A 21,640-nucleotide genomic window follows, 5' to 3' on the forward strand; every position below is an offset into this window, starting at 1 on the left:
TGACATGAAGACAGCGGAGGACGACAAGGAGACCGAGTTGCGCCAGGTGCTGGACGAACTGTCCTATCCGGCCGACAAGGTGCGCATCGTCATCTGCGCGGAAGTGCACGACCTCGGCACCGACGTCCGCCGCCGGCTGCACCACCTCCCCCACCGCCGCTATTCCTCCCCGTCCGAGGTGCTGGACGCGCTGCCGTCCGGCACGACCCGGTCGTGACCCCTTGACGGACGACGAACGGCGCCGTTTCCCGGCACGCCTCCCCTTCGCCGCGCTCGCCGCACTTCCGGGGAGCTACCTCGGCGCGGCGGAGTACCTGGGGTGGCCGCATCCCGACGTCGCTCCCCCGCTGGCGGCCCTGGTGTTCGGCATCGCCATCGTGGGTGCGGCGTTCGTGCTCGCCTGGGCCGCCGAGGCCGCTCAGGTGGACGTCAGCGCCGGACTGGCCATCGCCCTGCTCGCACTCGTGGCGGTGCTGCCCGAGTACGCGGTGGACCTGGTGTTCACCTTCGAGGCGGGGCAGGAGTTCGCCCGTGAGGGCACCTGCGTGCCGCCTCCCGGCGAGGCGGACCCGTGTTCGCTCGCGCTCGCGAACATGACCGGTGCCAACCGGGTGCTCGTCGGGTTCGGCTGGCCCCTGGTCGTGCTCGTCGGTGCGCTCGCCGTCCGGCGGGCGCACCGGGAGAGCGCGTCGACCCACGAGGGACGGATCGCGCTCGCACCGGTCATGTCGGTGGAGGTCGTGTTCCTCGCCCTGGCCACCCTGTACTCGCTGACCCTGCCGCTGCGCACGTCGCTCACCATGGTCGACGCCGCGGTCTTCCTCGCCATCTTCGCCGGTTACGCCTGGCGGCTGTCCAAGGCACCCGTGGAGGAACCGACCCTGCTCGGCGTGTCCGAGTGGGTGGGCCGGCAGGACCGGCGGCCGCGCCGCTGGTGGGTGGTCGGCATGTTCACCTTCGCCGGCGTCGTCATCCTCGCGACGGCCGAGCACTTCGCCGAGAACCTCGTGGACTCCGGGAAGAGTCTCGGCGTGGACGAGTTCCTGCTGGTGCAGTGGGTGGCGCCGCTCGCGAGCGAGTCGCCGGAGCTGATCGTCGCCTGCCTCTACGCCGCCCGGCTGATGGCCTCGCACTCGCTCGGCACGCTGCTGTCCAGCAAGGTCAACCAGTGGACGCTGCTGGTGGGCACCATCCCGATCGTGTTCGCGATCTCCAGCGGCAGCACCCACGGCCTGCCGCTGGACGGGCACCAGCGCCTTGAGCTGCTGATCACCGCCACCCAGTCGTTGTTCGCGGTGAGCATCCTCGCGAACCTCGGTCTCACCACGATCGGCGCCACGACCCTGTTCGTCCTGTTCGCCGCCCAGTTCACCGCCAGCGTCACGCTGTCCGACGCAGCCAACCGCGTGGTGATCCTCGTGCTGTCCGGGCTCTACGTCGTGCTGGCGGTCGGGCAACTGGTGCGTCGCAGGCACATCGGCGCCCGCACCGCGCGCGACGGAGTGGTGACCCCGTTGCCCGAACTCGCGAACCGGTCCTCGTGACGGCGCGGGGCCTGTCGCAGGACAGGCCCCGCGCCGGACGTCACTTCGTCGCGATCTTGTCGCCCGGCCTGATGAGGTCCGGGTTCGTCAGGAACCGGGCGTTCTTGGCCACCAGCGCCTGCCAGCCCCCGTCGACGCGCAGCTCCTCGGCGATGCTGCTCAGCGTGTCACCGGACTTGACCGTGTAGTCACCGTCGGGGTTGCTCGTGGACGGCGCGGCCAGCGGCACCACGCGCGACGCGGCCTTGCGACCGGCCGGGACCGGGAGCTGCCTCTGGCGCACTGGTTGCGCGGTGCCGGCGGCACGTCGTCCGCACGTGCCCCACGCTCCGATCCCCTGGGTCCGCAGAACGTTCTCCGCGACGCGGATCTGCTCCTCGCGGGAAGCCTGGTGGGCGTGGCCGGAGCCGCCGTTGGCCTGCCAGGTCGACTGGCTGAACTGGAGTCCGCCGTAGTAGCCGTTTCCGGTGTTGGTCGACCAGTTGTTGCCGCTCTCGCACTGCGCGATGCGGTCCCAGTCGACCGGGGCGGAGGCTGAGGCGATCGAGCCGCCTGTTGTGACGAGGGCCGCCGCGGAGAAGGCGATGAGCACGGCGCGACCGGTGAAGTTGCCACGAAGATGACGCATGTCCCTTTTGCACCCCGTCCCGCTCTCGCCCGCGAGGGCGCCCGTCCGACGAGGAATTCGTCCATGGCATGGACAGGGCGTGCCGCTGGACAGGTGAGCGAACGGCGAACCCTGGTGGTGCGGCGGTCTCACGACCGCTGGCAGGAACGTAGGAACGTCGCGCCGGTTCCGCACGCCCGGAGGCGGGCAAGATCACCCGATAGGTCGAGATCCCGGAATCGGTGTGTAAACGGCCGAAAACACGTCTCGGCTCACCGGTCGGTCCTTCCGCGGTTCTCGGAGTACGCGGCGGCGCTGAGCCGCTGGCGCTCGCGCTTGAGCTGCTTCTCGAAGCCGTGCCGCTCGCCGTCGGCCAGGTCGTTCCGCACGGCGCGCTCGACATCGCGGAACACGTCGTGGTACATGTCGTCGTACTCCTCGACGATCTGGAAGGTCCACCGTCCAGGAAGGACGTTGCGGCCCAGCAGCTCCCGTTGCACGCGGTCCGCGTGCTCCGCGTGCCCCGCCTCGCGCAGCGCCGCGACCGCGTCACCGAGCTCGAAGTCGGCGGTGCCGGTGAGCTGGTGGAACGAGTACAGGTGACCTCGGGCCCGTTCGGTGGTCTCCAGGGCCTTGCGGAGCTTGCCGAGCGCCTCGATCGTCTTGTCGTCCATACCGGGCCGTGTACCCCGTTGTGGTTCACCCCTATCCCGCGCGGGTACTCCGGCGGCGTCGTCCGAGAGAGCGGAGATGGGCAGTTGCCGGATGCGTGCGCCGACACGGTCGGGGTGGAAGAGGAGTTCCTGCTCGTCGACGCTGCTTCCCAGCGGACGGTGATGCGCGCTCACGCCGTGCTGGCGCGGGTGCGGGACACCGAGCTGACGAAGTTCCACGCGGAGCTGGCCGGAACCCAGGTGGAGGCGGCGACCGGGCCGTGCACCGGCGTGGCCGCGCTGGGAGAGGCGCTCGCGGAGGCTCGCTCGATGCTCACCGACGCCGCACGCGCGGAGGGGCTGGAGCTGATCTCCCGTGGCACGCCGGTCAAGGCCGCGACGCATTCGGTCATCGCGAACGGCGCACGGTTCCACCGCGTCCTCGACACGTACGCGGGGGTCGTCGAGGACTACGAGGCGTGCGGCTGCCACGTGCACGTCGGTGTGCCGGACCGCGAGACCGCGGTGGCCGTGCTGAACCACGTGCGGCCGTGGCTGCCGATCCTGCTGGCCCTGTCCGCCAACTCCCCCGATCACGGCTACGCGAGCTGGCGGATGGTGCTGCAGTCGAGGTTTCCCGGTTCGGGTGTGCCCCCGCTGTTCCGCGACGCGCGGGACTACGACGACCACGTCGCCCGAATGGTGACCTGCGGCACGCTCGTGGACGCGGCGCAGTCGTTCTGGCTCGTGCGGCTGGCGTCCCGGCTGCCGACCGTGGAGTTCCGCGCCGCGGACACCACCGCGGACGTCGACGGCGCGATGCTGCAGGCCGCGCTGTCGCGAGCTCTCGTGCACGCCGCCCATGAGGACGTCCAGAAAGGCGTGAAACCTCCCGCGGTGCGCGACGACGTGCTCGCCGCCGCCGTGTGGACGGCCTCCAGGTACGGCATCGACGGCGCCGGGGTCGACCCGTGGCGCGAGTGCCGGGTGCCCGCCACCGTGCTGCTGGACACCATGGTCGAGCACGTGACGCCCGCACTGGAGGAGCGCGGTGAACTGGCACTCGTGCGTGAGCTGGTCGCCGCGCGGGTATGACTCCTGAGTGCAACTACCATCGCCACGCGGCCCTCTGTCCGAGCAGGTCGTCGCCACTCTGAAGGGCGACCCGGACGGACGCGCCATCGACTTCTCCGACGCCGACCCGTACGGCGAGGACCTGACCATCGCCCTGCACACGTTGTACGAACTGCATTACGGCGGCTTCGACGGCGTGCACCCGGCCTGGGAGTGGGATCCCGAACTGCTGCGGCTGAGGGCGCGGATCGAGAACGTCTTCCTCGAGCAGCTCCGGTCCGACGTGGACGGTGGCGAGGACGTCGACGCCACCCTGGGAGACCTGCTGGTCGAGCACGTTCCCGGCAGCGGGGTGTCACACCACCTGCGCGACAACGGGACCTGGGACCAGATGTGCGAGTACTTCGCGCACCGTTCGGTGTACCACCACAAGGAAGCCGACCCGCACGCGTGGGTCATCCCCCGGTTGCGGGGCAGGGCGAAGGCCGCGCTGGTGGCCGTGGAGTTCGACGAGTTCGGCGGCGGACGGGCCGACCGCATGCACTCCCGGCTCTACGCCGACCTGCTCGAGGGCGCGGGGATGTCCTCCGGCTACCTGCACTACCTCGACGACGTGCCGGCGCCCTCCATCGCGATCGTCAACATGATGTCGCTGTTCGGCCTGCACCGGTCGTTGCGCGGCGCCCTGGTCGGCCACTTCGCCGCGGCCGAGATCACGACGGCGCCGAGCGCGCGGCGCATGGCACAAGCATTGGAGCGTCTGGGCGCCGACCCGCGATGCGTCGAGTTCTTCACCGAGCACATCGAGGCCGACGCCGTGCACGAGCAGATCATGCGCAACGACGTCATCGGCTCGTTGCTGGAGCAGGAACCGTCGCTCAGGGCCGACGTCGTCTTCGGCGTCCAAGCGACGGAACACCTCGAGTCACGGCTCGGCGCTCACCTGCTGTCGTCCTGGGACTCGGGCGAGTCGTCACTGCGGACCCGCTTGCGGTGGCTCGTGTCGCAGAACGGATAGCGCTTGCTGCGCCGGCACGCGCACACCGCGACGACGAACCTGTCGCTGGTGTGCGTCGTGCCGTCGTCCGTGACGAGTTCTACCGGCCCCTCAACCAGCACGGGACCGTTCGGCACGATCGTCACCCTGCGCGAGCGCGCTTCGGTCACCGCGGATCACCACCAGTTCCTCGTCTCGCTGCCCGGGCTCGATCAGGCCGTGCTGTTCCAGGAACGCCGTCCTGGACCGCATCACCGGCCCGAACGGCACCCGGCGCCGTTGCACGACGGAGGCTTTCAGCCCGCAGTCGCGCAACTGCTGCAACGTCTGGTCCACTCCGCACAGTGCGGAGTGGACCATCAGCAGCACGCCGCCGGGTTCGAGCAGGTCGAACGACCTGCTGCACAAGGGGTTCAGGAGCTCGCGGCCGTCCAGCCCGGCGTCCCACGCCCTCGCCGGTCCTCGTGCGACGCAGTTCGCGGGCACGTACGGCGGATTGGCCAGCACCAGGTCGAAGGTCTCGTTCCGCACGACGTCGAGCACGTTGCCCTGCCGTACGCGGATCGGCGTGCGGTTCATCACCGCGTTGATCCGCGCCGTCCACACGGCACGCCGGGAAACGTCCACGGCGGTCACATCGGCGGCACCGGCTCTCCTGGCCGCCAAAGCGAGCGCGCCCGTGCCGGTCCCGATGTCCAGAACGCGGGCGCCCCTGGGGATCGCTGCCGCGTGGAGCGCTTCGAGCAGAAGCGCGGTGTCGTCTTGGGGCGTGTACACGCCCCGCGCCCTGAGCAACATCACAGACGTGGAATCGGCCTGCCACAACGCCTTGAAACAAGCCCGAACGACGTGTTTGCGAGCCGATTGCGAGGGCACCCGCCCCACAACTGTGATTTTTTCTGGAAGGAGCCTCGATGAAGGCGGTCACCTGGCACGGCAAGCGCGACGTCCGGGTGGACACGGTGCCCGATCCGCGGATCGAGTCCCCGACGGATGCCGTCATCAGAGTCACCTCCACCGGCGTGTGCGGCTCGGACCTGCACCTGTACGAGGTGCTCGGCCCGTTCATGACCGAGGGCGACGTGCTGGGGCACGAACCGATGGGCGTCGTCGAGGAGGTCGGAGCGGAGGTCACCTCGCTCAAGGTCGGCGACCGCGTGGTCGTCCCGTTCAACATCTCCTGCGGCCACTGCTTCATGTGCGACCGCGGTCTGCAGTCGCAGTGCGAGACGACCCAGGTCACCAGTCAGGGCAAGGGCGCGGCGCTGCTCGGCTACACGAAGCTCTACGGGCAGGTGCCCGGCGGCCAGGCCGAGTACCTGCGGGTGCCCCAGGCGCAGTACGGGCCCATCAAGGTGCCGGACGGCCCACCGGACGACCGGTTCGTCTACCTGTCCGACGTGCTGCCGACGGCCTGGCAGGCGGTCGAGTACGCCGAGATCCCGGCGGGCGGCTCCGTCGTCGTCTTCGGCCTCGGGCCGATCGGGCAGATGTGCGCCCGCGTCGCCCTGCACAAGGGCGCCGGACAGGTCATCGGGATCGACCTCGTGTCCGAACGCCTGGCGCGGGCCGAGGCGCACGGCGCGACGGTGCTCGACACCCGCGACCACGACGACATCGGCGACGCCGTCCGCGCGCTCACCTCGGGCCGGGGCGCGGACTCCGTCATCGACGCGGTGGGCATGGAGGCGCACGGCGCACCCGCGGCCCGGATCGCGCACAACCTGGTGGCCGCGCTGCCGAAGGCCGCCGGTGCGCTGATCACCGAGAAGGCGGGCATCGACCGGCTGAGCGTGCTGTACGCCGCCATCGACTCGGTGCGGCGCGGCGGCACGATCTCGCTGTCCGGCGTGTACGGCGGCATGATCGACCCGATGCCCATGATGGAACTGTTCGACAAGCAGGTCAGGCTCCACATGGGACAGGCGAACGTGCGCCGCTGGGTCGACGAGATCCTGCCGCTGCTCTCCGGCACCGACGACCCTCTCGGCGTCGACGACTTCGCCACCCACCGGTTGCCGTTGCACGAGGCACCGCGCGCCTACGAGATGTTCCAGAAGAAGCTCCACGGAGCACAGAAGGTCCTGTTGCAACCGGCGAGCTGAGAAGCCGCCTCAGCGAAACGGTGGGCATCGCGCTTGCGATGCCCACCGTTTCGTCATCACCGGGAATACCGCGCCCCGGTCACTGCCTGCGCGCGACGCGGCCGCGGCCCAGCGCCAGTCCGAGGGCGATCATGCCGACGCCCAGGAACAGGTGCAGCCAGTTGTCGGCCGTGTTGAACGGCACGAAGTTGGCAGCGCTGTCGTGGTCGATCACCAACCCGTACAGCCACAGCACCAGGTAGACGGCTCCGCCGCCGACGAGGTACCAGTACGCGCCTCCGGCCGTGCGGGCCATCAGGAATCCGGCCACGCCGAAGGCGAGGTGGACGATGTTGTGGAAGACCGACACCGCGAACAGCCCCAGCAGCATCGCCTGGGACTCGTGGCCGGCCAGCTCCAGCGCTTCGTAGTTGGTGGTCAGGCCGGGGATGAACCCGGCGATGCCCACCAGGGTGAACACCGCGGCCACGGCCATCGCGGCGGTCTGGATCGTGCCACGCCGCGCCGTTTCGGTTCGGGACATGACGACTCCCTTGAACGTGAGCCCGTTTCGGACGCGATCGGCTACCCCTTCGAAATCGCGCCAAACGGTTGGGTGACAAGTGGTTGGCATCCACGAACCACCGGGTACTGCCTCACTGACATTCCTGTGCGGTAGGAGGAAGCAGTGGCGAGCAAGAAGCCGGGCAAGGTCGTGAAGGCGGCGGTGGAGAAGGCGGTCGACAAGGTCACCGAGCTGGTGAACCCGCCGATTCCCGGCGCTCCGAACAGCGAGCCGCCGTCGCTCGAGGAGCCGACCGAGCCGCGAGGGCCGTTGCCTCCCAAGCACGACCAGACCGGACCGGAGACGGTGTCGCCGACGGGCGCCCCGACCGGCGCTCCCAAGTTGTCGCAGGGCCAGCAGGGTGAGTTCCTCACCACCTCCGCCGGCGCGCGGCTGCGCGACACCGACCACTCGCTGAAGGCCGGTGAGCGCGGGCCGACGTTGCTGCAGGACCACCACCTGCGCGAGAAGGTCATGCACTTCGACCACGAACGCATCCCGGAGCGCGTCGTGCACGCGCGTGGCTACGGAGCACACGGCACGTTCGTCGGCTACGGCACCGCGTCGAACGTCTGCATGGCCGGTTTCCTCGGCGACGGCGTGGAGACGCCCGTGTTCGTGCGGTTCTCGACCGTGCTGGGCTCGCGCGGCTCGGCGGACACCGTGCGGGACACCCGCGGGTTCGCGACGAAGTTCTACACCCAGGAGGGTAACTTCGACCTGGTAGGCAACAACATCCCGGTGTTCTTCATCCAGGACGGGATCAAGTTCCCGGACGTGATCCACGCGGGCAAGCCCCACCCGGACCGGGAGATCCCGCAGGCGCAGAGCGCGCACGACACGTTCTGGGACTTCGTGTCGACCCACACCGAGGCCACCCACCACGTCATGTGGAACATGTCCGACCGCGGCATCCCCCGGTCGTACCGCACGATGGAGGGCTTCGGCGTCCACACGTTCCGCCTCGTCAACGCCGAGGGCGAGACCGTGCTCGCGAAGTTCCACTGGAAGCCGAAGCTGGGCGTGCACTCCCTCGTGTGGGAGGAGGCCCAGATGGCCGGCGGCTTCGACCCCGACTTCCACCGCCGCGACCTCGCCGACGCCATCGAGTCCGGCGCGTACCCGCAGTGGGAGCTCGGCCTGCAGATCATGCCCGACAACCCGCAGCAGACCTTCGAGGGCATCGACCTGCTCGACCCGACGAAGATCGTCCCGGAGGAGCTCGCGCCGGTGCAGCCGGTAGGGCTGCTGACGCTCAACCGCAACCCGCAGAACTTCTTCGCGGAGACCGAGCAGGTGGCGTTCCACCTCGGCAACCTGGTGCCGGGCATCGACGTCACCGACGACCCGCTGCTGCAGTCCCGGTTGTTCTCCTACCTGGACACCCAGCTGACCAGGCTGGCGGGACCGAACTTCAACCAGATCCCGATCAATCGCCCGCACGTGCCGGTCAACGACATGCTCCGCGACGGGTTCCACCAGCAGGCGGTGCACGCGGGCGTCGCCCCCTACCGGCCGAACACGCTCGACGGCGGCAACCCGTTCGTCGCGAAGGCCCAGGACCGGCCGCTCGTCGAGGTGGCGCAGCCGTTGCCGCGGGCCGTCAAGGTTCGCGAGGCACCGAAGTCGTTCGCGGACCACTACACGCAGCCGAGGTTGTTCTGGCTGAGCCTGTCGCCGGTCGAGAAGGAACACCTCGTCGCCGCGTTCACCTTCGAGCTGGGCAAGTGCTACGAGCAGGCGATCAAGGAACGCGAACTGCTGGTGCTGGCCAACGTCGACCCCGTCCTGTGCGCCGAGGTTGCCAAGGGCCTGGGACTTCCGGTGCCGCCGCAGGCCAAGCTGAAGAAGGTGATGCCCAGTCCGGCCCTGTCGCAGGTCGGGCGGACGTGGCCCACGGACGGCCGCCTCATCGGGATCGTGGTCGACCCGGCCGATCTCGACGGCGTCCGCACGGTGCGCGAGACCGTCCTGGCGGGCGGCATGGTGCCGCTGCTGATCGCTCCGACCGGCGGACCGCTCGGCGACAGCGGTCTGGTCGCGCAGCGGACGTTCCTCACCGCGCGGTCGATCGAGTTCGACGCGCTGCTGGTCGCGGGCAACGCCACCGACCCGCGCGTCACACTGATGATCCAGGAGTGCTTCCGCCACGCCAAGGCCATCGGCGCGTGGGGCACCGGCCGCGCCACCGTGGAGGCCGCCGGGTGCGGGACGGGACCGGGCGTCGTGATCGACGACAGCCCGTCGAAGGTCCTCACCGAGGTGACCACGCTGCTCGGCGCCCACCGCGTGTGGGACCGCTTCCCCCCGGCCATCGCATGACCGGCCAGGAGGCGCTCACCGAGGAGGAACTCGCCTTCCTCCAGTCGATGTTCGACCTGGCCCGCGCAGGGGACGCGGTGCGGCTGGCCGAGGCGGTCGACGCGGGGATACCGGTCAACCTCACCAACGGTGCGGGTGACTCCCTGCTGATCCTCGCCGCCTACCACCGCCACCCGGACGTGGTCGAGGCGTTGCTGGAACGGGGCGCCGACACCGGCCGGATCAACGACCGGGGGCAGACCGCCCTGGGAGCCGCGGTGTTCCGGCGCTCGGAACGCATCGTGCGGCTGCTGCTCGCCGCCGGGGCGGACCCCGCTCTCGGACCGAGGTCCGCGCTCGACGTCGCCCGGCACTTCGACCTGCCGGAGATGCTGGCGCTGCTGCAGCCCGTCGCGGGTGCACCCGCGCGGTGAGATCGCACGTGGGCGAGGCGGCACCGCGCCGCCTCGCCCGCCACTAGCTGGGGGCTATGTCCACGACCAGCGGCCACATCACCATGTCGAGACTCCAGTCGTTGCCGATCAGGGGGATCCAGCGCAGGTTGGTGCAGGGATCGACGATCTCCGGCCCGATCGCGACCGCACGCCGGAACGGCGCCTCGGCGGACGGGGAGGGGTCGAAGTACGTCACGACCGCACCGTTCTCGAGGTGCTCGGTGACGGTGCTTCCGCTTTCAGGTACCGGCTTTCGCTCTTCCGGCGGCCGGGGTGGTTCGCCGCGGGACGCTGACGGTGTGGTGGCCATGGTCGGACATACCCCGGCCGAACCGGGGTAAGCGCGGCGACCGGGTCAAGTTCCGGTGCACTCCACCAGCGCGAACACCGTCTTGCCGCCCTCACCGCGCGGGCGGCAGCCCCACTCGCGCGAGATGTTGTCCACGACCACGATGCCCCTGCCGCGGTTCTCCCCCAGGCGGGAGCGGCCGTACACCGGGTGCACCGCCGACTCGTCGTCGACCTCGACGATCACCGCACAGGGCTCCTGGCCGCGCAGCACCCGCAGGTGGCCGGTGGTGCTGGGAGTGTGGTCCAGGACGTTCGCCACGAGCTCGGTCACCACGAGCTGCACGTCGTAGAGGTGGTCCTCGCCGAGGTCCTGCAGAGCGGCGGCGAGGTGCCGGCGCAACGAGGCCATCGACATGCCCGGCCGCACCGGCAGGTCGACCACGCGGGCCGTCATCCGAGCCGTCGCAGCAGCAGGAGGGCGATGTCGTCCCGCTTGCCCTGGCCCAGTTCGGTGAGCAGGCGGTCGGCGAGGTCGTCCATGTCCTCGGTGTCGGAGACCGTCGCGCGCAGCTTCTCCATGCCCTCGTCCAGATCGATGCCCGGCCGTTCGACGAGACCGTCGGTCGTCAGCAGCACGGTGGTCGCCGGCGGCAGCGGCAGCACGGTGGCCTCCGGCCGTTCCAACCCGATGCCCAGCAACGGCCCGCGCACGTCGACGTAGTGAGCGCCCTGGTCGTCGACGACCAGCGGCGGCACGTGACCGGCGTTCGCGACGGCCATCGTCCCCGCCTCCAGGTCGACCTCGAGCAGGCACATGGTGGTGAGGCCGCCGGTCGGGTGGAACCGCTCGAGCAGGGCGTCGACCCTGCGCAGGATCTCGGCCGGCCGATGGCCCTCCACGGCGTAGGCGCGGAACGTGTGCCGCACCTCCGCCATCACCGTCGCGGCCTCGATCGAGTGCCCGCACACGTCCCCGATGGCGATCAGCAGGGTCCCGCCGAGCTCGATCACGTCGTAGAAGTCGCCGCCGATCTCCGCGTTGCTCGACGCCGGCACGTACCTGGCCGTCATCGGCAGTTCGGGGCGGTGCGGCAACGTGCGGGGCAGCAGGCTGCGCTGCAGCGTGAGCGCGAGCGAGTGCTCCTCGGCGAACGTGTGCAGGCCTTCCGTCGCCAGCGCGGTCGCCTGGGCGAGCTGGCGCAGCAGGTTCCGGTCGTCGGCGCCGGTCACGGCCTGGGAACCGACCACGATGCCGATGGGCGGGCGGCGCGGCTTCGTGCGCGCGACCACCGCCACCGCCAGTGGGTGCCACGGCACCCCGCCGGCCTCGACGACGGCGACACCGACTCCCGGGTTGAGCGCCGACAGCCACTGCTCGACGTCGGCGTTCTCCGGGCGAAGCCGGGCTTCGGCGCCGGCCGTCACGACGCACACCGCGCCGGACGGGGCGGTGAGAACGGCGATCGCCTCCGTGTCGAGCACGTCCGCCGCCCCGATCGCGGCGGCTCCGGCCAGGGAGTCGAACGTCGTGGCGGCGTTGATGGCGAACGTGGCCGTGGTCAGCCTGGTCAGCCGGGCGGCGAGGTGTTCGGCGAGGGCACGGGCGCGGTGGTAGCGCAACGCCGCCTCGACTTGGGCGAGCAGCTCGCCGGGGTCGACGGGTTCGGTGAGGTAGGCGTCGGCGCCCCTGGTGAGCCCGATGACCTTGTCCTCGGGCTCGATGTAGGTCGCCGAGAGCATCACGACCGGGATCGAGCGCGTGCGCGGATCGGCCTTGATCCGTTCCGTCACGTCGTACCCGCTCATGTCGGGCAGGTGCACGTCGAGCAGGACGAGGTCGAACGAGTCCGCCTCCAGCGCGGTGAGCGCCTCCGCCGCGGTCGTCGCCTCGATCACCGTGTGGCCGCTGCGGCGCAACCAGCTGCAGGCGATGAACCTGCTCGCGTCCAGGTCGTCCACCACGAGGACCCTGGCCGGTCCTCCGCCCATGGCCGCCGGGTTCATCGGCTGTCCGTTCCACGCGCCGTGAGCTGGGCGTCCCTGATCGCCCGGCTCACCGTTTCCGGGGAGATGCGCGCCTCGTGCAGCATCGCGGCTCCGAGGCTGTGCACGCTGCGGGCGAGACCACCGGGGTCGTCGCCGCACACGATGACGACCGGTACCCCTGCCAGCTCCGGATCGAGCCTGAGCACCGACAGCACCGCGCTGCCGCTCATCAGCGGGGCGCTCGCGCTCACGAGGACCAGGTCGGGACGCCGTGACTTGGCCAGGTTCAGCGCGCTGCGGCCGTCCTCGGTCTCGATGATCTCGGCGGCGAGGCCGGCCATGGCGTCGCGCAGCTGCGTGCGGCACTTCGCGTCGCCGTCGGCGATCAGCGCGCACGCGACGGGCGCGGGCTGGACGAACTCGTCCTCGGCGGTGGGCAGGGTCAGCACGACCTCCGTGCCGACGCCGGGTGTGCTGTTCAGCGTCAGGCTGCCGCCGAGGATCTCGGCGAGCTTGCGCGCGTAGGACAGGCCCAGGCCGGTGCCGCTCGCACCGATCTGCAGCGCGTTCGGCACCTGGTAGAACTCCTCGAACACCCGGTCCTGCTCGGCGGGCGGGATGCCGATGCCGGTGTCGGTGACCACGAACCGCACCTCGTCGGGGCCGGGTCCGGCCTCGGCGGTGAAGCGGATCTCGCCACGCGCGGTGAACTTGACGGCGTTGGACAGCACGTTGCGCAGGATCCGCACGAGCATGGTCTCGTCGGTGATCAACGGCCGCAGCGCGGGCAGCGTCTCCACCACCAGCCGCACGTCGTCGGAGCGCAGCAACGGCCGCACGGCCGACCGCAGCTGGGTGATCACGTAGTCGAGCGCGACGGGCGCCATCCGCGGCCGCAGGCTGCCCGACTCGGCCTTCGCGGTGTCGAGCAGTTCGTTCACCAGCGCCAGCAGCGTCGCCGCGGACTCGTTGATCAGGTCCACGTGGTGGCGCTGGTCGTCGGTCATGGGGTCGCCACCCGGTCCGCCGAGCAGGCGGGTCAGGCCGACCACCGAGTTGATCGGCGCGCGCAACTCGTGGCTGATGTTGGACCAGAACCGGATGCGCGCGGCGGCCGCGTCCCGCAGCTCCGCGGACTTTGCCTCCAGTTCGGCGTAGAGCGCGACCACGCCCTGGTTCGTCTGTTCCAGTTCCTCGGACAGCTCCTGGTAGAGGGCCACGACGCCGCGGTTGGTCTCCTCCAGCTCGGCGTTGACCCGTTCGAGCTCCTTGCTCTTGTTCTCCAGGTTCTCGAGCGTCTCCAGCAGCTCCTGGTTCTGAGCGCGCAGCTCGTCGAGCGCGGTGGTGCCGGTGCCCTCGCGCAACGCCCGGAGCACGGTCTCGTCGAGCGAGACCGCGTGCGGCACGTTCTTCACCAGCGTGACGTCGGTGGTGTTGATGACCAGGTCGTTCATCAACCGGCGGGCGGTGTCCCAGCCGGGCCCGGTGCTGCTCACCGGCTCCTGCCAGGACAGCTCGACGAGCAGTGCGGGCACCGGCCCGGGCCGCAGCCGGAAGACCGCGGTCGTGGCCACCTCCTGCCGCACCAGTTCCCTGCCGACGTCGCTCAGCGCCGTCGCGACCCGGACCTGGTTCTGCCCGTCGAGGCCGGCCGCCGCCGCGACCTGGCGGCCGCGCTGGCGGAGCAGGAACACGTCGCGCTCGTCGACGATCTGGAGCCGCAGCAGGTCGATGGTGTTCATGCCGGTCTGGCCACCAGAACGCAGGCGTCGTCGTGGCGCACGCCGGCTTCGCGCAGCAGCGTCGCCGCGATCAGCACCGGCGGGTCGGCGATCAGGTCGCTGCCGTGGTCGACGCCCCAGCGTTCGGTGAGGCCGTCGGAGTGCATGGCCACGACCGCCCGTTCCGGGAGCGGGTAGTCGAACGTGCGGATGGTGCGCGCCTGGTGGCCCGCGACCCCGGGCACCGAGATCATGCCGTGCTTGCGGCCGTCGGCCAGCACCGCCGCGGCGATGTTGCCCAGTCCGCAGTAGCGCACGGTCCGGCGGACGAGATCGATGTCCGCGACCGCCACCGCGCCGCCCCGCGTGCCGCGCATCGCCGCGTGGAGGCGGGCGACCACCTGGTCGGGCGGCAGGAACGGCTGCTCGCGGAACACCCGCACCGCGACGTCGGACGCGGCCGCCGCCAGCGGCCCGTGCCCGGACCCGTCGCACATCATCAGCGTCATCCGGTCCGTGCTCCGGCAGACCGCGTAGGCGTCACCGCACACTTCCTCGCCGTTGATCGGCCTGGTCACCCCGGCCGCCGGCTCGTCACCCCATTCGGGTGCCCAGTGCAGCTTGGGGGCGAACCGCGCCACCAGCGCGGTTCCCATGCCCGGCCGGGAGGTCATGGCGCAGGACGTCGCCAGCCGCGCCACCGCGCCGAGGCCGACGCCGAGCGTGCCCGTCGTGGACTGGCCGTCCTCCCACGCCAGCGCCATGTCGGCGATGCCGGGGCCGTGGTCCACCGCGAGGATCTCCACCGCCGCGTCCCGCTCGCCGCGCACCGCGCGGATCAGCACCACGCCCTGCCGGGCGTGCTTGTGCAGGTTCGTCCCGATCTCGGTGGCGGCGAGGCCGATCTCGGCCGTGCGCGTGGCGCCGAACCCCAGCCGCTCGGCCAGCGCCGTGGCGGTGCGGCGGATCCTGCCGACGTGGGCGGTCTCCTCCACCGGCAGCCAGATCTCGTCGCGCACCAGCGGCAGGCAGTTCGCCGTGATCACCTCTTCCACTTGACCACCGTCACGACCGTGCCGCGACCGACCTCCGTGTCCAGCTCGAACTCGTCCACCAGGCGACGTGCGCCGCTCAGGCCCAGACCGAGTCCGCTCCCGCTGCTCCAGCCGTCGGCGAGCGCGAGCGTCAGGTCGGGGATGCCGGGTCCCTCGTCGTGGAAGGAGGCCCGCACGCCCGCGCGGCGGCCGTCGCTGACCTCCTCGACGCGGGCGAAACCGCCACCGCCGTAGATGAGCGTGTTGCGCGCGAGCTCACTGGCCGCCGTGACCAGCTTCGTCTGGTCCACCAGCGAGAGCTTCGTCTGCTGCGCGTACGTGCGCACGAGCTGACGCACGCGGACGACGTCGTCGTCGCCGCTGATGGGCACCACCTCCGGCCCTTCGGACCGGGGCGGCATCAGGCGTCCCGTCCGCGACCGAGCTGTCCCAGGATCTTCATCCCGCGTTCGAGGTCGAGCGCCGTGCGCACCCCACCCAGGGTGAGACCCAGTTCGACCAGCGTGATCGCCACCGCCGGCCGCATGCCCACCACCACGGTGTCGGCGTCGAACAGGCGGGAGATCGACGCGATCGTGGCGAACATCCGCCCGATGAACGAGTCGACGATCTCGACCGCCGAGATGTCGATGATGACGCCGTGGGCCCCGGTCGCGCTGATCTTCTCCGCCAGGTCCTCCTGCAACGCCAGCACGCTCTGGTCGTGCAGGTCGATCTGGATGGAGACGAGCAGCACGCCACCGATCTTCAGAATCGGGACGCGTTCCATCAGACGGCCCGACTGCGCACGACGTCGACGCCCTCACGGCGCAGCGCGTGCCGCAGCGCGTCGGCGAGGGACGCCTTGGTCACGATGTCGCCGAACTCGATGCCCAGCGCCACGATCGTCTGCGCGATCTGCGGGCGGATGCCGGACACGATGCACTCCGCGCCCATCAGCCGGGCCGCGACCACGGTCTTGAGCAGGTGCTGCGCGACCTGGGTGTCGACCGCGAACACACCGGTGATGTCGATGATCGCGTGCTCGGAACCGGTCTCCACCAGTGCTTCGAGCAGCTTCTCCATCACCACCTGGGTGCGGGCCGAGTCGAGGGTGCCGACCAGGGGCACCGCCAGCACGCCCTCCCAGATCTTCACCACCGGGGTGGTGAGCTCCAGGAGCTGCTCCGACTGCTCCCTGATGATCTCGTCGCGGGCCTGGGCGTAGGACTCGAACGTCAGCAGCCCGAGCGCGTCCAGCAGCCCGGAGAAGGCCCTCTGCTGCCGGTAGAACTGCGGGTCGTCGCTGTTCTCGGTCAGGTCGAAGATCACGCGCTTCAGGGAGAACAGGCTCGACGCCGTCTCGGACGGCGTGAAGCCCGCCCGGACCCTGGCGCGCGAGTACTCGTCCAGGAGCGAGCGGATGTCGCCGAACTCCGGCCCGCTGACGTCCCTGCCGTCGTTGCCGACGAGGGGCAGCAGGGCCGCGTAGAACTCCCTGAAGTCGCGTTCGAGCTCCGACCTCGTCTGCCGTCCGCGCAGCAGCGCCGCGACCGCGTCGACCCACTTCCCGATCAGGGGCTCCGCCTCGGTCCGCATCAAATCGGTCAGGCTCTGGGCACGCCCTGCGTCCGCAGTCACTCAGATCTCCTCAAGCAGTCTAAAAGTGTGCGAACCGCGGTGATCTCAGCTGGTCACCACGGCCGTGCAGCAGGAACTGCGATGCGCCGACTGCTTGACGGTCGCGTCTGCCCGGCGAAGCCTACATGCGGAGATCGAGAGCCTTCGTGGCTGCCGATCAGCCCGCGTCCTGGGCGGTGCCGTACTCGTCGTGTCGGCGCCACCACTGGTACGGCGGCTCCTGCGGGTACCCCTGCGGCGAGTCCTCCCACTCCTCCTGACGGCCGAGCGGCGTGAGGTCGAGCAGGCTCCAGACGTTGCCGGTCTGCTCCGCCGAACGCGCGTTGGTGAAGTAGGTGCGGTGCACCTCGTCGCCGTCGCGGATGAAGACGTTGAGGCCGAAGTACTCGTCGACGCCGAAGTCCTTCGAGAAGTCGTCCTTCGTCGTGTACCAGGGGATGCCGTCCCAGCCCATGCGACGGCCGTAGCGCGCGATGTCGGCCTGCGGAGCGGCGGAGACCATCACGAACGTGGTGTCGCGGGCGTTGAGGTGCGCGAGGTGGCCGAGGTTGTCGGTGAACATCGCGCAGCCGCTGCACCCGCCCTCGGGGAAGTCGGCGACCCCGGGTTCGAAGAAGTGCCGGTAGACGATCAGCTGGCGCCGTCCTTCGAACAGGCCAGGCAGATCGGAGTCCCCGCCCTGTCCCGCGAAGGTGTACCGCTTCCCGACGCGGACCCACGGCAGCCTGCGGCGTTCCGCTGCCAGCGCGTCCTTGCGGCGGGTGTGCTCCTTCTCCTTGCGCAGGAGGTCCTCACGGGCCGCGTTCCACTCCTCGGTCGACACGACGGGCGGCATCTTCACGGACTCGCTCCTTCCGGCCGATCCGTACTCCGTACCCGCTGCCGCCTGCTTCGCAAACCGCTCGGCTCAGTGCGACGAGACCTGGCCGGGTTCGCGTCGCAGGTCCTCGAGCCCGCCGCGGACGTCGTCGAGCGCGATGCGTTCCGCGGCGGCCGAGTCTCCCGCGCGCAGGGCCCGGACGAGGGCGCGGTGCGTGGTGTAGCGGTCGAGGCCGTACTGGTGGTTCGCGAGGACCCGTTCCACGGTGCGGGTGCGGCGTTCGGCTCGGGTGAACACCCTCGTCTGGTCCAGGAGCCGGACCAGGACGGCGTTGCCGGCGCAGGCCGCGACGGCGTCGTTGAAGCGCTGCATGGTGTCGAGCAACGCGTTGAGGTGCTTGTCGACGGGGCGGCCCTCGGCGTCGCGTTGCTTGATGACGATCAGCAGGTCGTCCGCCTCGTCGAGGAGGGCGTCGAGCGCGTCGAGCTGAGCGGTGCTCGCGCGGCGGGCGGCGAACCGGGCGATGAGGCCGCGCAGCGCGATCTCGACCTCGGCGAGGTCCTCCACGGCGGACGCCCCGATGTCCGCGACGACGACCGTGCGCGGGCCCGTCCGCTCGATCAGGCCGTCCTGCTCCAGCCGGCGGATCGCCTCGCGCACCGGGGTGGGGCTCATCGACAGCCGTTCGGCGAGCCCTCGTTCGGTGACCTTCTCGCCGGGCGCCAGCCCACCGGCGGCGATGGCGTCCTGGACCGAGCGGTAGGCGCGGTCGGCGAGCGTCTCGCGGGGATCTTCGTCGGCCGTCACGAGCACGGATACTACGACGAACCATCAAGCTATTGCTTGACCATTTTGCTATAGCATTCTACTTTGAGACCGCCGTGACGCAGTCCAGAGCCAACGGAGGCTTCCGTGACATCACTCGCCGCACCGGCGGACCGGCGGCTCGCCAGGCGGATCACGTTCTTCGTCGCGCTCGCCGTGTTCGCACAAGAGGCGACCTGGGACTTCTACGACGCCCAGGTGCCGCCGCTGCTCCGCGAGCACGTCACGAGCACCGCCGTCGTCGGCCTGCTCATGGGAATGGACAACCTGCTCGGCATCTTCGTCCAGCCCTGGATCGCGAACCGCTCGGACAACACCCGCACGCGCTGGGGCCGCCGGATCCCCTACCTGGCCGTCGGCATGCCGGTCGCGGCGGTGCTCTTCACCCTGATCCCGCTCGCGACGGCGTTGCCGGCGCTGATCGCGCTCATCTTCGTGTACTCGCTGGCGGGCAACAGCTTCAAGCCGATCGCCCAGGCGCTGCTGCCCGACTTCATCGAGCCGGAACGGCGCGGCAGGGCCAACGCGGTGGTCAAGATCGCCTCCGGCCTCACCGTCATCGTGTCCGCGCTCATCAGCGCGTTCCTGGTCGACGACCACCCGCGGCTCGCCTTCACCGTGCCGGCCGTGCTCATGCTGGCGTGCACCGCGGTCCTCGTCCTGCGGGTGCGGGACAACACGTCGAGGGCGTACCAGCTCGCGCTCACCGAGGACTCCGCCGACGAACCGGCCGTGAGGCTGCGCGACGTCGTCAAGGACATCGTGCGTGATCCCGACCGCAGCAGGCTTCTCGTCGTCGTCGCGGTGCTGCTGTTCGCCTCCGCCTGGTTCTCGTCCCGATCCCTGTTCACCCCGTACGGCATGGAGACCCTCGGGCTGTCCCGGGGCACGGCCGGTTCGCTGACGTTCCCCAGCGGTGTCGCGTTCCTCCTCGCCGCCTACCCCGCGGCGCTGCTCGCCGAACGCATCGGGCGCATCCGCACGATGAGCATCGGGATGGTGGTGTTCGGCGCCGCGCTGGCCCTCGGCACCGTCGTGCCGACGCCCGCCGCGACCGTCGCCGCCTTCTGCGTCGCCGCCGCCGGCGCGTCCGGGTTCCTGATCAACGCGGCCGTCGTGCTGTGGAACCTGGCGCCGTCCGCCCGCGTGATCGGCGTGTACACGGGCCTCTACACGGTGAGCTGGGCGGTGGGCGGGTTCATCGGCCCCGGACTCGTCGGCGCGATGGTCGACATCACTGGGTGGCGTTACATGCTCCTCGACATCGCCCTGCTCGCCGCGATCGCCGTCGCGGTGGTCCTGCGCGTCTCCGTGCTGGCCCGCCGCCACGCGACTTCTCTCTGACCACGCAGAAAGGACACCAATGGAAGCCGTCCGCGTCCTGTCCCCCACGGGCATGCTCGGCGCCGGGTTCGCGCAGTCCACAGTGGACCGCGGCCTCGAGCTCGGTGCCGACGTCATCTCCGTCGACGCCGGCTCGACCGACTCCGGCCCGCACTACCTGGGATCGGGCACCGCCAAGACGACCGCCGCCGCGGTCGCCCGCGACCTGCGGATCCTGCTGCGGGCCTCGGCGCGGGCGGGAATTCCGCTGGTCGTCGGGTCCTGCGGCACCAGCGGCACCGACTCGGGCGTCGACTGGGTCGCCGGGATCGTCGAAACCATCCTGCGCGAGGAAGAGCTCGACCTGGCCGTGGCGACGATCTACAGCGAGCAGCAGGCCGGTTTCCTCGGCGAACGCCTGCGGGCGGGCGCGGTGCACCCGCTGGCACCGGCCACCGAGCTCGACGAGGCCACTGTGGACGGATGCACGCACGTCGTCGGGATGATGGGTCACGAACCGATCGAGGAGGCGCTGCGCGGCGGCGCCGCCGTGGTGCTCGCGGGCCGGGCGACCGACACCGCCGTCGCCGCCGCGTTCCCGCTGATGATGGGCATGCCGGCCGGTCCGTCCTGGCACGCGGCGAAGATCGTCGAGTGCGGCGGGCAGTGCACGACGAACCCCCGCACGGGCGGCGTGCTCGCCACGATCGACCAGACCGGGTTCACCATCGAACCGCTCGACCCCGACGCCGCCTGCACGCCCATCTCCGTGGCGGCGCACATGCTCTACGAGACGGTGAACCCGTTCCGCATGCGCGAGCCCGCGGGCGAACTGGACGTCGAGGCGGCCACCTACACGGCACTGGACGACCGGCGCGTCCGCGTCGAGGGCTCGCTGTTCCACCCGGCCGGCCAGCACACGGTGAAGCTGGAGGGCGCGAGGATCACCGGCTACGAGACGATGTCGTTCACGGCCATCCGCGACGAGCACATCCTCGCGAACATCGAGGCGTGGACCGGCCTGTTCGCCGAGGTCTTCACCGGACGCGTCGCGCAGACCCTAGGCCTGGACGGCACCGAGTACTCGTTCGACCTGCGCCGCTACGGCTACGACGCCGTGCTGGGGAAGCTGGATCCGGCGACCCGGCCGCCGCGCGAGATCGGCGTCATGCTGCTGGTGCGCGCCGCGACCCAGGAGCTCGCGACCGCCGTGGCCAAGGTCGCCAACCCCCTGATGCTGCACCTGCCGACGCCGGACATGGACTACCTGCCCAGCCTGGCGTTCGCGACCTCACCCGCTGAGACCGAGCGCGGCCCCGTCTACGAGTTCGTGCTCAACCACGTCGTCGACACCCGCTCCCCCACCGAGATGTTCCGCATCGAGCACCGGAAGGCCCCCGCCCATGACTGAGTCCCCGCAGACGTTCGGCGACCTCGCGCTGGAGGTCCGTTCCAAGAACGCCGGGCCGTTCTGGGTGACGATGGAACTGTTCCTGCGCGACGCGGTGAGCTACGCGCGGGCGGTGGTCCTCAGCGAGGAGACCATCGCCCGGCTGTACGACGTGCGGGCCGAGGACGTGCAGATCTTCCGGATCCCCGCGCTGAACGTCGTGAAGATCTCGTTCCCCCGGCCCGTCGCCCAGGGCGGGTTGCGGGACAGCGACATCCACGCGGGACAGCACCACGTCCCACTGGCGTCGCTGCCACTTCCGGACTGAG

At 70.5% G+C, this 21,640-nt stretch carries 25 protein-coding genes; 10 read left to right on the top strand and 15 right to left on the bottom strand.

The window, feature by feature from the left end; all coding sequences use genetic code 11:
- Positions 1–4: 4 nt before the first annotated feature.
- Both LX88_RS40285 and LX88_RS40290 read left to right on the top strand, forming a co-directional pair.
- Positions 5–217: a DUF2795 domain-containing protein gene (locus LX88_RS40285; protein ID WP_258953009.1), complete on the top strand. Its 213-nt coding sequence runs from the start codon at positions 5–7 to the stop codon at positions 215–217.
- Between the two features lie 4 nt (positions 218–221).
- Positions 222–1,544, top strand: a complete 1,323-nt coding sequence (locus tag LX88_RS40290; RefSeq protein ID WP_258953010.1) for a calcium:cation antiporter family protein — start codon at positions 222–224, stop codon at positions 1,542–1,544.
- 40 nt (positions 1,545–1,584) lie between these two features.
- Here LX88_RS40290 and LX88_RS44090 read toward each other — a convergent pair whose 3' ends face one another.
- Together LX88_RS44090 and LX88_RS40305 are read right to left on the bottom strand one after the other, a co-directional pair.
- On the bottom strand, positions 1,585–2,172 hold the full coding sequence (locus LX88_RS44090; RefSeq protein ID WP_307791977.1) for a transglycosylase family protein: 588 nt from the start codon (positions 2,170–2,172) through the stop codon (positions 1,585–1,587).
- Between the two features lie 251 nt (positions 2,173–2,423).
- Positions 2,424–2,825 (bottom strand): hypothetical protein, encoded by a 402-nt coding sequence (locus LX88_RS40305; RefSeq protein ID WP_258953011.1) that lies wholly within the window; start codon positions 2,823–2,825, stop codon positions 2,424–2,426.
- Positions 2,826–2,909: 84 nt separating this feature from the next.
- On the opposite strand from LX88_RS40305, the gene LX88_RS40310 reads away from it, so the two are divergent.
- Entirely contained in the window at positions 2,910–3,899 is a 990-nt protein-coding gene (locus LX88_RS40310; RefSeq protein WP_258953012.1) for a carboxylate-amine ligase, read from the top strand.
- 7 nt (positions 3,900–3,906) lie between these two features.
- Positions 3,907–4,896, top strand: a complete 990-nt coding sequence (locus LX88_RS40315; protein ID WP_258953013.1) for an iron-containing redox enzyme family protein — start codon at positions 3,907–3,909, stop codon at positions 4,894–4,896.
- Here LX88_RS40315 and LX88_RS40320 read toward each other — a convergent pair.
- A complete protein-coding gene (locus tag LX88_RS40320; RefSeq protein ID WP_258953014.1) occupies positions 4,818–5,045 on the bottom strand; it encodes a CDGSH iron-sulfur domain-containing protein in 228 nt (75 codons plus the stop codon). The genes LX88_RS40315 and LX88_RS40320 overlap by 79 nt on opposite strands.
- Positions 4,987–5,676, bottom strand: coding sequence for a HemK2/MTQ2 family protein methyltransferase (locus LX88_RS40325; RefSeq protein WP_258953015.1), 690 nt, complete (start codon positions 5,674–5,676; stop codon positions 4,987–4,989). The genes LX88_RS40320 and LX88_RS40325 overlap by 59 nt, the downstream gene beginning before the upstream one ends.
- 113 nt (positions 5,677–5,789) lie before the next feature.
- Between LX88_RS40325 and LX88_RS40330 the strand changes: the two genes are divergently transcribed.
- Positions 5,790–6,980 (top strand): zinc-dependent alcohol dehydrogenase, encoded by a 1,191-nt coding sequence (locus tag LX88_RS40330; RefSeq protein ID WP_258953016.1) that lies wholly within the window; start codon positions 5,790–5,792, stop codon positions 6,978–6,980.
- A gap of 79 nt (positions 6,981–7,059) precedes the next feature.
- Here the strand turns inward: LX88_RS40330 and LX88_RS40335 are convergent, their stop codons facing one another.
- Positions 7,060–7,503, bottom strand: coding sequence for a DUF4383 domain-containing protein (locus tag LX88_RS40335; RefSeq protein WP_258953017.1), 444 nt, complete (start codon positions 7,501–7,503; stop codon positions 7,060–7,062).
- Between the two features lie 144 nt (positions 7,504–7,647).
- Between LX88_RS40335 and LX88_RS40340 the strand changes: the two genes are divergently transcribed.
- Together LX88_RS40340 and LX88_RS40345 are read left to right on the top strand one after the other, a co-directional pair.
- Complete coding sequence (locus tag LX88_RS40340; protein ID WP_308203488.1) at positions 7,648–9,846, top strand: catalase; 2,199 nt, start codon at positions 7,648–7,650, stop codon at positions 9,844–9,846.
- Positions 9,843–10,259 (top strand): ankyrin repeat domain-containing protein, encoded by a 417-nt coding sequence (locus LX88_RS40345; RefSeq protein WP_258953018.1) that lies wholly within the window; start codon positions 9,843–9,845, stop codon positions 10,257–10,259. The genes LX88_RS40340 and LX88_RS40345 overlap by 4 nt, the downstream gene beginning before the upstream one ends.
- 43 nt (positions 10,260–10,302) lie before the next feature.
- On the opposite strand, the gene LX88_RS40350 is transcribed toward LX88_RS40345, so the two are convergent.
- From LX88_RS40350 to LX88_RS40395, 10 genes are all read right to left on the bottom strand, one after another.
- Positions 10,303–10,476, bottom strand: coding sequence for a hypothetical protein (locus tag LX88_RS40350; protein WP_258953019.1), 174 nt, complete (start codon positions 10,474–10,476; stop codon positions 10,303–10,305).
- Positions 10,477–10,635: 159 nt separating this feature from the next.
- Entirely contained in the window at positions 10,636–11,025 is a 390-nt protein-coding gene (locus tag LX88_RS40355; protein ID WP_258953020.1) for an ATP-binding protein, read from the bottom strand.
- A complete protein-coding gene (locus LX88_RS40360; RefSeq protein WP_258953021.1) occupies positions 11,022–12,575 on the bottom strand; it encodes a fused response regulator/phosphatase in 1,554 nt (517 codons plus the stop codon). The genes LX88_RS40355 and LX88_RS40360 overlap by 4 nt, the downstream gene beginning before the upstream one ends.
- The gene (locus LX88_RS40365; RefSeq protein ID WP_258953022.1) at positions 12,572–14,299 is read right to left on the bottom strand and encodes an ATP-binding response regulator; all 1,728 of its coding nucleotides are present in this window, start codon (positions 14,297–14,299) and stop codon (positions 12,572–12,574) included. The genes LX88_RS40360 and LX88_RS40365 overlap by 4 nt, the downstream gene beginning before the upstream one ends.
- Positions 14,296–15,333, bottom strand: a complete 1,038-nt coding sequence (locus LX88_RS40370; protein ID WP_258953023.1) for a SpoIIE family protein phosphatase — start codon at positions 15,331–15,333, stop codon at positions 14,296–14,298. The genes LX88_RS40365 and LX88_RS40370 overlap by 4 nt, the downstream gene beginning before the upstream one ends.
- Positions 15,321–15,734, bottom strand: coding sequence for an ATP-binding protein (locus tag LX88_RS40375; protein ID WP_258953024.1), 414 nt, complete (start codon positions 15,732–15,734; stop codon positions 15,321–15,323). The genes LX88_RS40370 and LX88_RS40375 overlap by 13 nt, the downstream gene beginning before the upstream one ends.
- The gene (locus tag LX88_RS40380; RefSeq protein ID WP_258953025.1) at positions 15,734–16,102 is read right to left on the bottom strand and encodes an STAS domain-containing protein; all 369 of its coding nucleotides are present in this window, start codon (positions 16,100–16,102) and stop codon (positions 15,734–15,736) included. Before LX88_RS40380 ends, LX88_RS40375 begins: the two co-directional genes overlap by 1 nt.
- Positions 16,102–16,953, bottom strand: a complete 852-nt coding sequence (locus tag LX88_RS40385; protein ID WP_258953026.1) for an STAS domain-containing protein — start codon at positions 16,951–16,953, stop codon at positions 16,102–16,104. The genes LX88_RS40380 and LX88_RS40385 overlap by 1 nt, the downstream gene beginning before the upstream one ends.
- Positions 16,954–17,110: 157 nt before the next feature.
- Positions 17,111–17,788, bottom strand: coding sequence for a DUF899 domain-containing protein (locus LX88_RS40390; protein WP_258953045.1), 678 nt, complete (start codon positions 17,786–17,788; stop codon positions 17,111–17,113).
- 72 nt (positions 17,789–17,860) lie between these two features.
- Positions 17,861–18,580: a GntR family transcriptional regulator gene (locus LX88_RS40395; RefSeq protein WP_258953027.1), complete on the bottom strand. Its 720-nt coding sequence runs from the start codon at positions 18,578–18,580 to the stop codon at positions 17,861–17,863.
- Positions 18,581–18,685: 105 nt separating this feature from the next.
- Here LX88_RS40395 and LX88_RS40400 point away from each other — a divergent pair, with 105 nt between their 5' ends.
- Genes LX88_RS40400 through LX88_RS40410 form a run of 3 tightly spaced genes read left to right on the top strand, consistent with a single transcriptional unit; the run spans position 18,686 to position 21,639 of the window.
- Entirely contained in the window at positions 18,686–19,942 is a 1,257-nt protein-coding gene (locus LX88_RS40400; RefSeq protein ID WP_258953028.1) for an MFS transporter, read from the top strand.
- A gap of 19 nt (positions 19,943–19,961) precedes the next feature.
- Positions 19,962–21,332 carry an acyclic terpene utilization AtuA family protein gene (locus LX88_RS40405; protein WP_258953029.1) on the top strand — a complete coding sequence of 457 codons (1,371 nt, stop codon included), beginning with the start codon at positions 19,962–19,964 and terminating at the stop codon, positions 21,330–21,332.
- Complete coding sequence (locus LX88_RS40410) at positions 21,325–21,639, top strand: DUF4387 domain-containing protein (protein ID WP_258953030.1); 315 nt, start codon at positions 21,325–21,327, stop codon at positions 21,637–21,639. Before LX88_RS40405 ends, LX88_RS40410 begins: the two co-directional genes overlap by 8 nt.
- Position 21,640: the final 1 nt, after the last annotated feature.

Source organism: Lentzea californiensis (genome assembly GCF_024648825.1).
In the GTDB taxonomy this organism is placed as follows: domain Bacteria; phylum Actinomycetota; class Actinomycetes; order Mycobacteriales; family Pseudonocardiaceae; genus Lentzea; species Lentzea californiensis.

What these genes read in the sequence shown, in the direction of transcription:
- LX88_RS40285 (WP_258953009.1), top strand. Translation starts at nt 5, where the DNA reads ATGAAGACAGCGGAGGACGACAAGGAGACCGAGTTGCGCCAGGTGCTG.
- LX88_RS44090 (WP_307791977.1), bottom strand. Translation starts at nt 2,172, where the DNA reads ATGCGTCATCTTCGTGGCAACTTCACCGGTCGCGCCGTGCTCATCGCC.
- LX88_RS40305 (WP_258953011.1), bottom strand. Translation starts at nt 2,825, where the DNA reads ATGGACGACAAGACGATCGAGGCGCTCGGCAAGCTCCGCAAGGCCCTG.
- LX88_RS40330 (WP_258953016.1), top strand. Translation starts at nt 5,790, where the DNA reads ATGAAGGCGGTCACCTGGCACGGCAAGCGCGACGTCCGGGTGGACACG.
- LX88_RS40335 (WP_258953017.1), bottom strand. Translation starts at nt 7,503, where the DNA reads ATGTCCCGAACCGAAACGGCGCGGCGTGGCACGATCCAGACCGCCGCG.
- LX88_RS40345 (WP_258953018.1), top strand. Translation starts at nt 9,843, where the DNA reads ATGACCGGCCAGGAGGCGCTCACCGAGGAGGAACTCGCCTTCCTCCAG.
- LX88_RS40355 (WP_258953020.1), bottom strand. Translation starts at nt 11,025, where the DNA reads ATGACGGCCCGCGTGGTCGACCTGCCGGTGCGGCCGGGCATGTCGATG.
- LX88_RS40360 (WP_258953021.1), bottom strand. Translation starts at nt 12,575, where the DNA reads ATGAACCCGGCGGCCATGGGCGGAGGACCGGCCAGGGTCCTCGTGGTG.
- LX88_RS40365 (WP_258953022.1), bottom strand. Translation starts at nt 14,299, where the DNA reads ATGAACACCATCGACCTGCTGCGGCTCCAGATCGTCGACGAGCGCGAC.
- LX88_RS40375 (WP_258953024.1), bottom strand. Translation starts at nt 15,734, where the DNA reads ATGCCGCCCCGGTCCGAAGGGCCGGAGGTGGTGCCCATCAGCGGCGAC.
- LX88_RS40380 (WP_258953025.1), bottom strand. Translation starts at nt 16,102, where the DNA reads ATGGAACGCGTCCCGATTCTGAAGATCGGTGGCGTGCTGCTCGTCTCC.
- LX88_RS40390 (WP_258953045.1), bottom strand. Translation starts at nt 17,788, where the DNA reads ATGCCGCCCGTCGTGTCGACCGAGGAGTGGAACGCGGCCCGTGAGGAC.
- LX88_RS40405 (WP_258953029.1), top strand. Translation starts at nt 19,962, where the DNA reads ATGGAAGCCGTCCGCGTCCTGTCCCCCACGGGCATGCTCGGCGCCGGG.
- LX88_RS40410 (WP_258953030.1), top strand. Translation starts at nt 21,325, where the DNA reads ATGACTGAGTCCCCGCAGACGTTCGGCGACCTCGCGCTGGAGGTCCGT.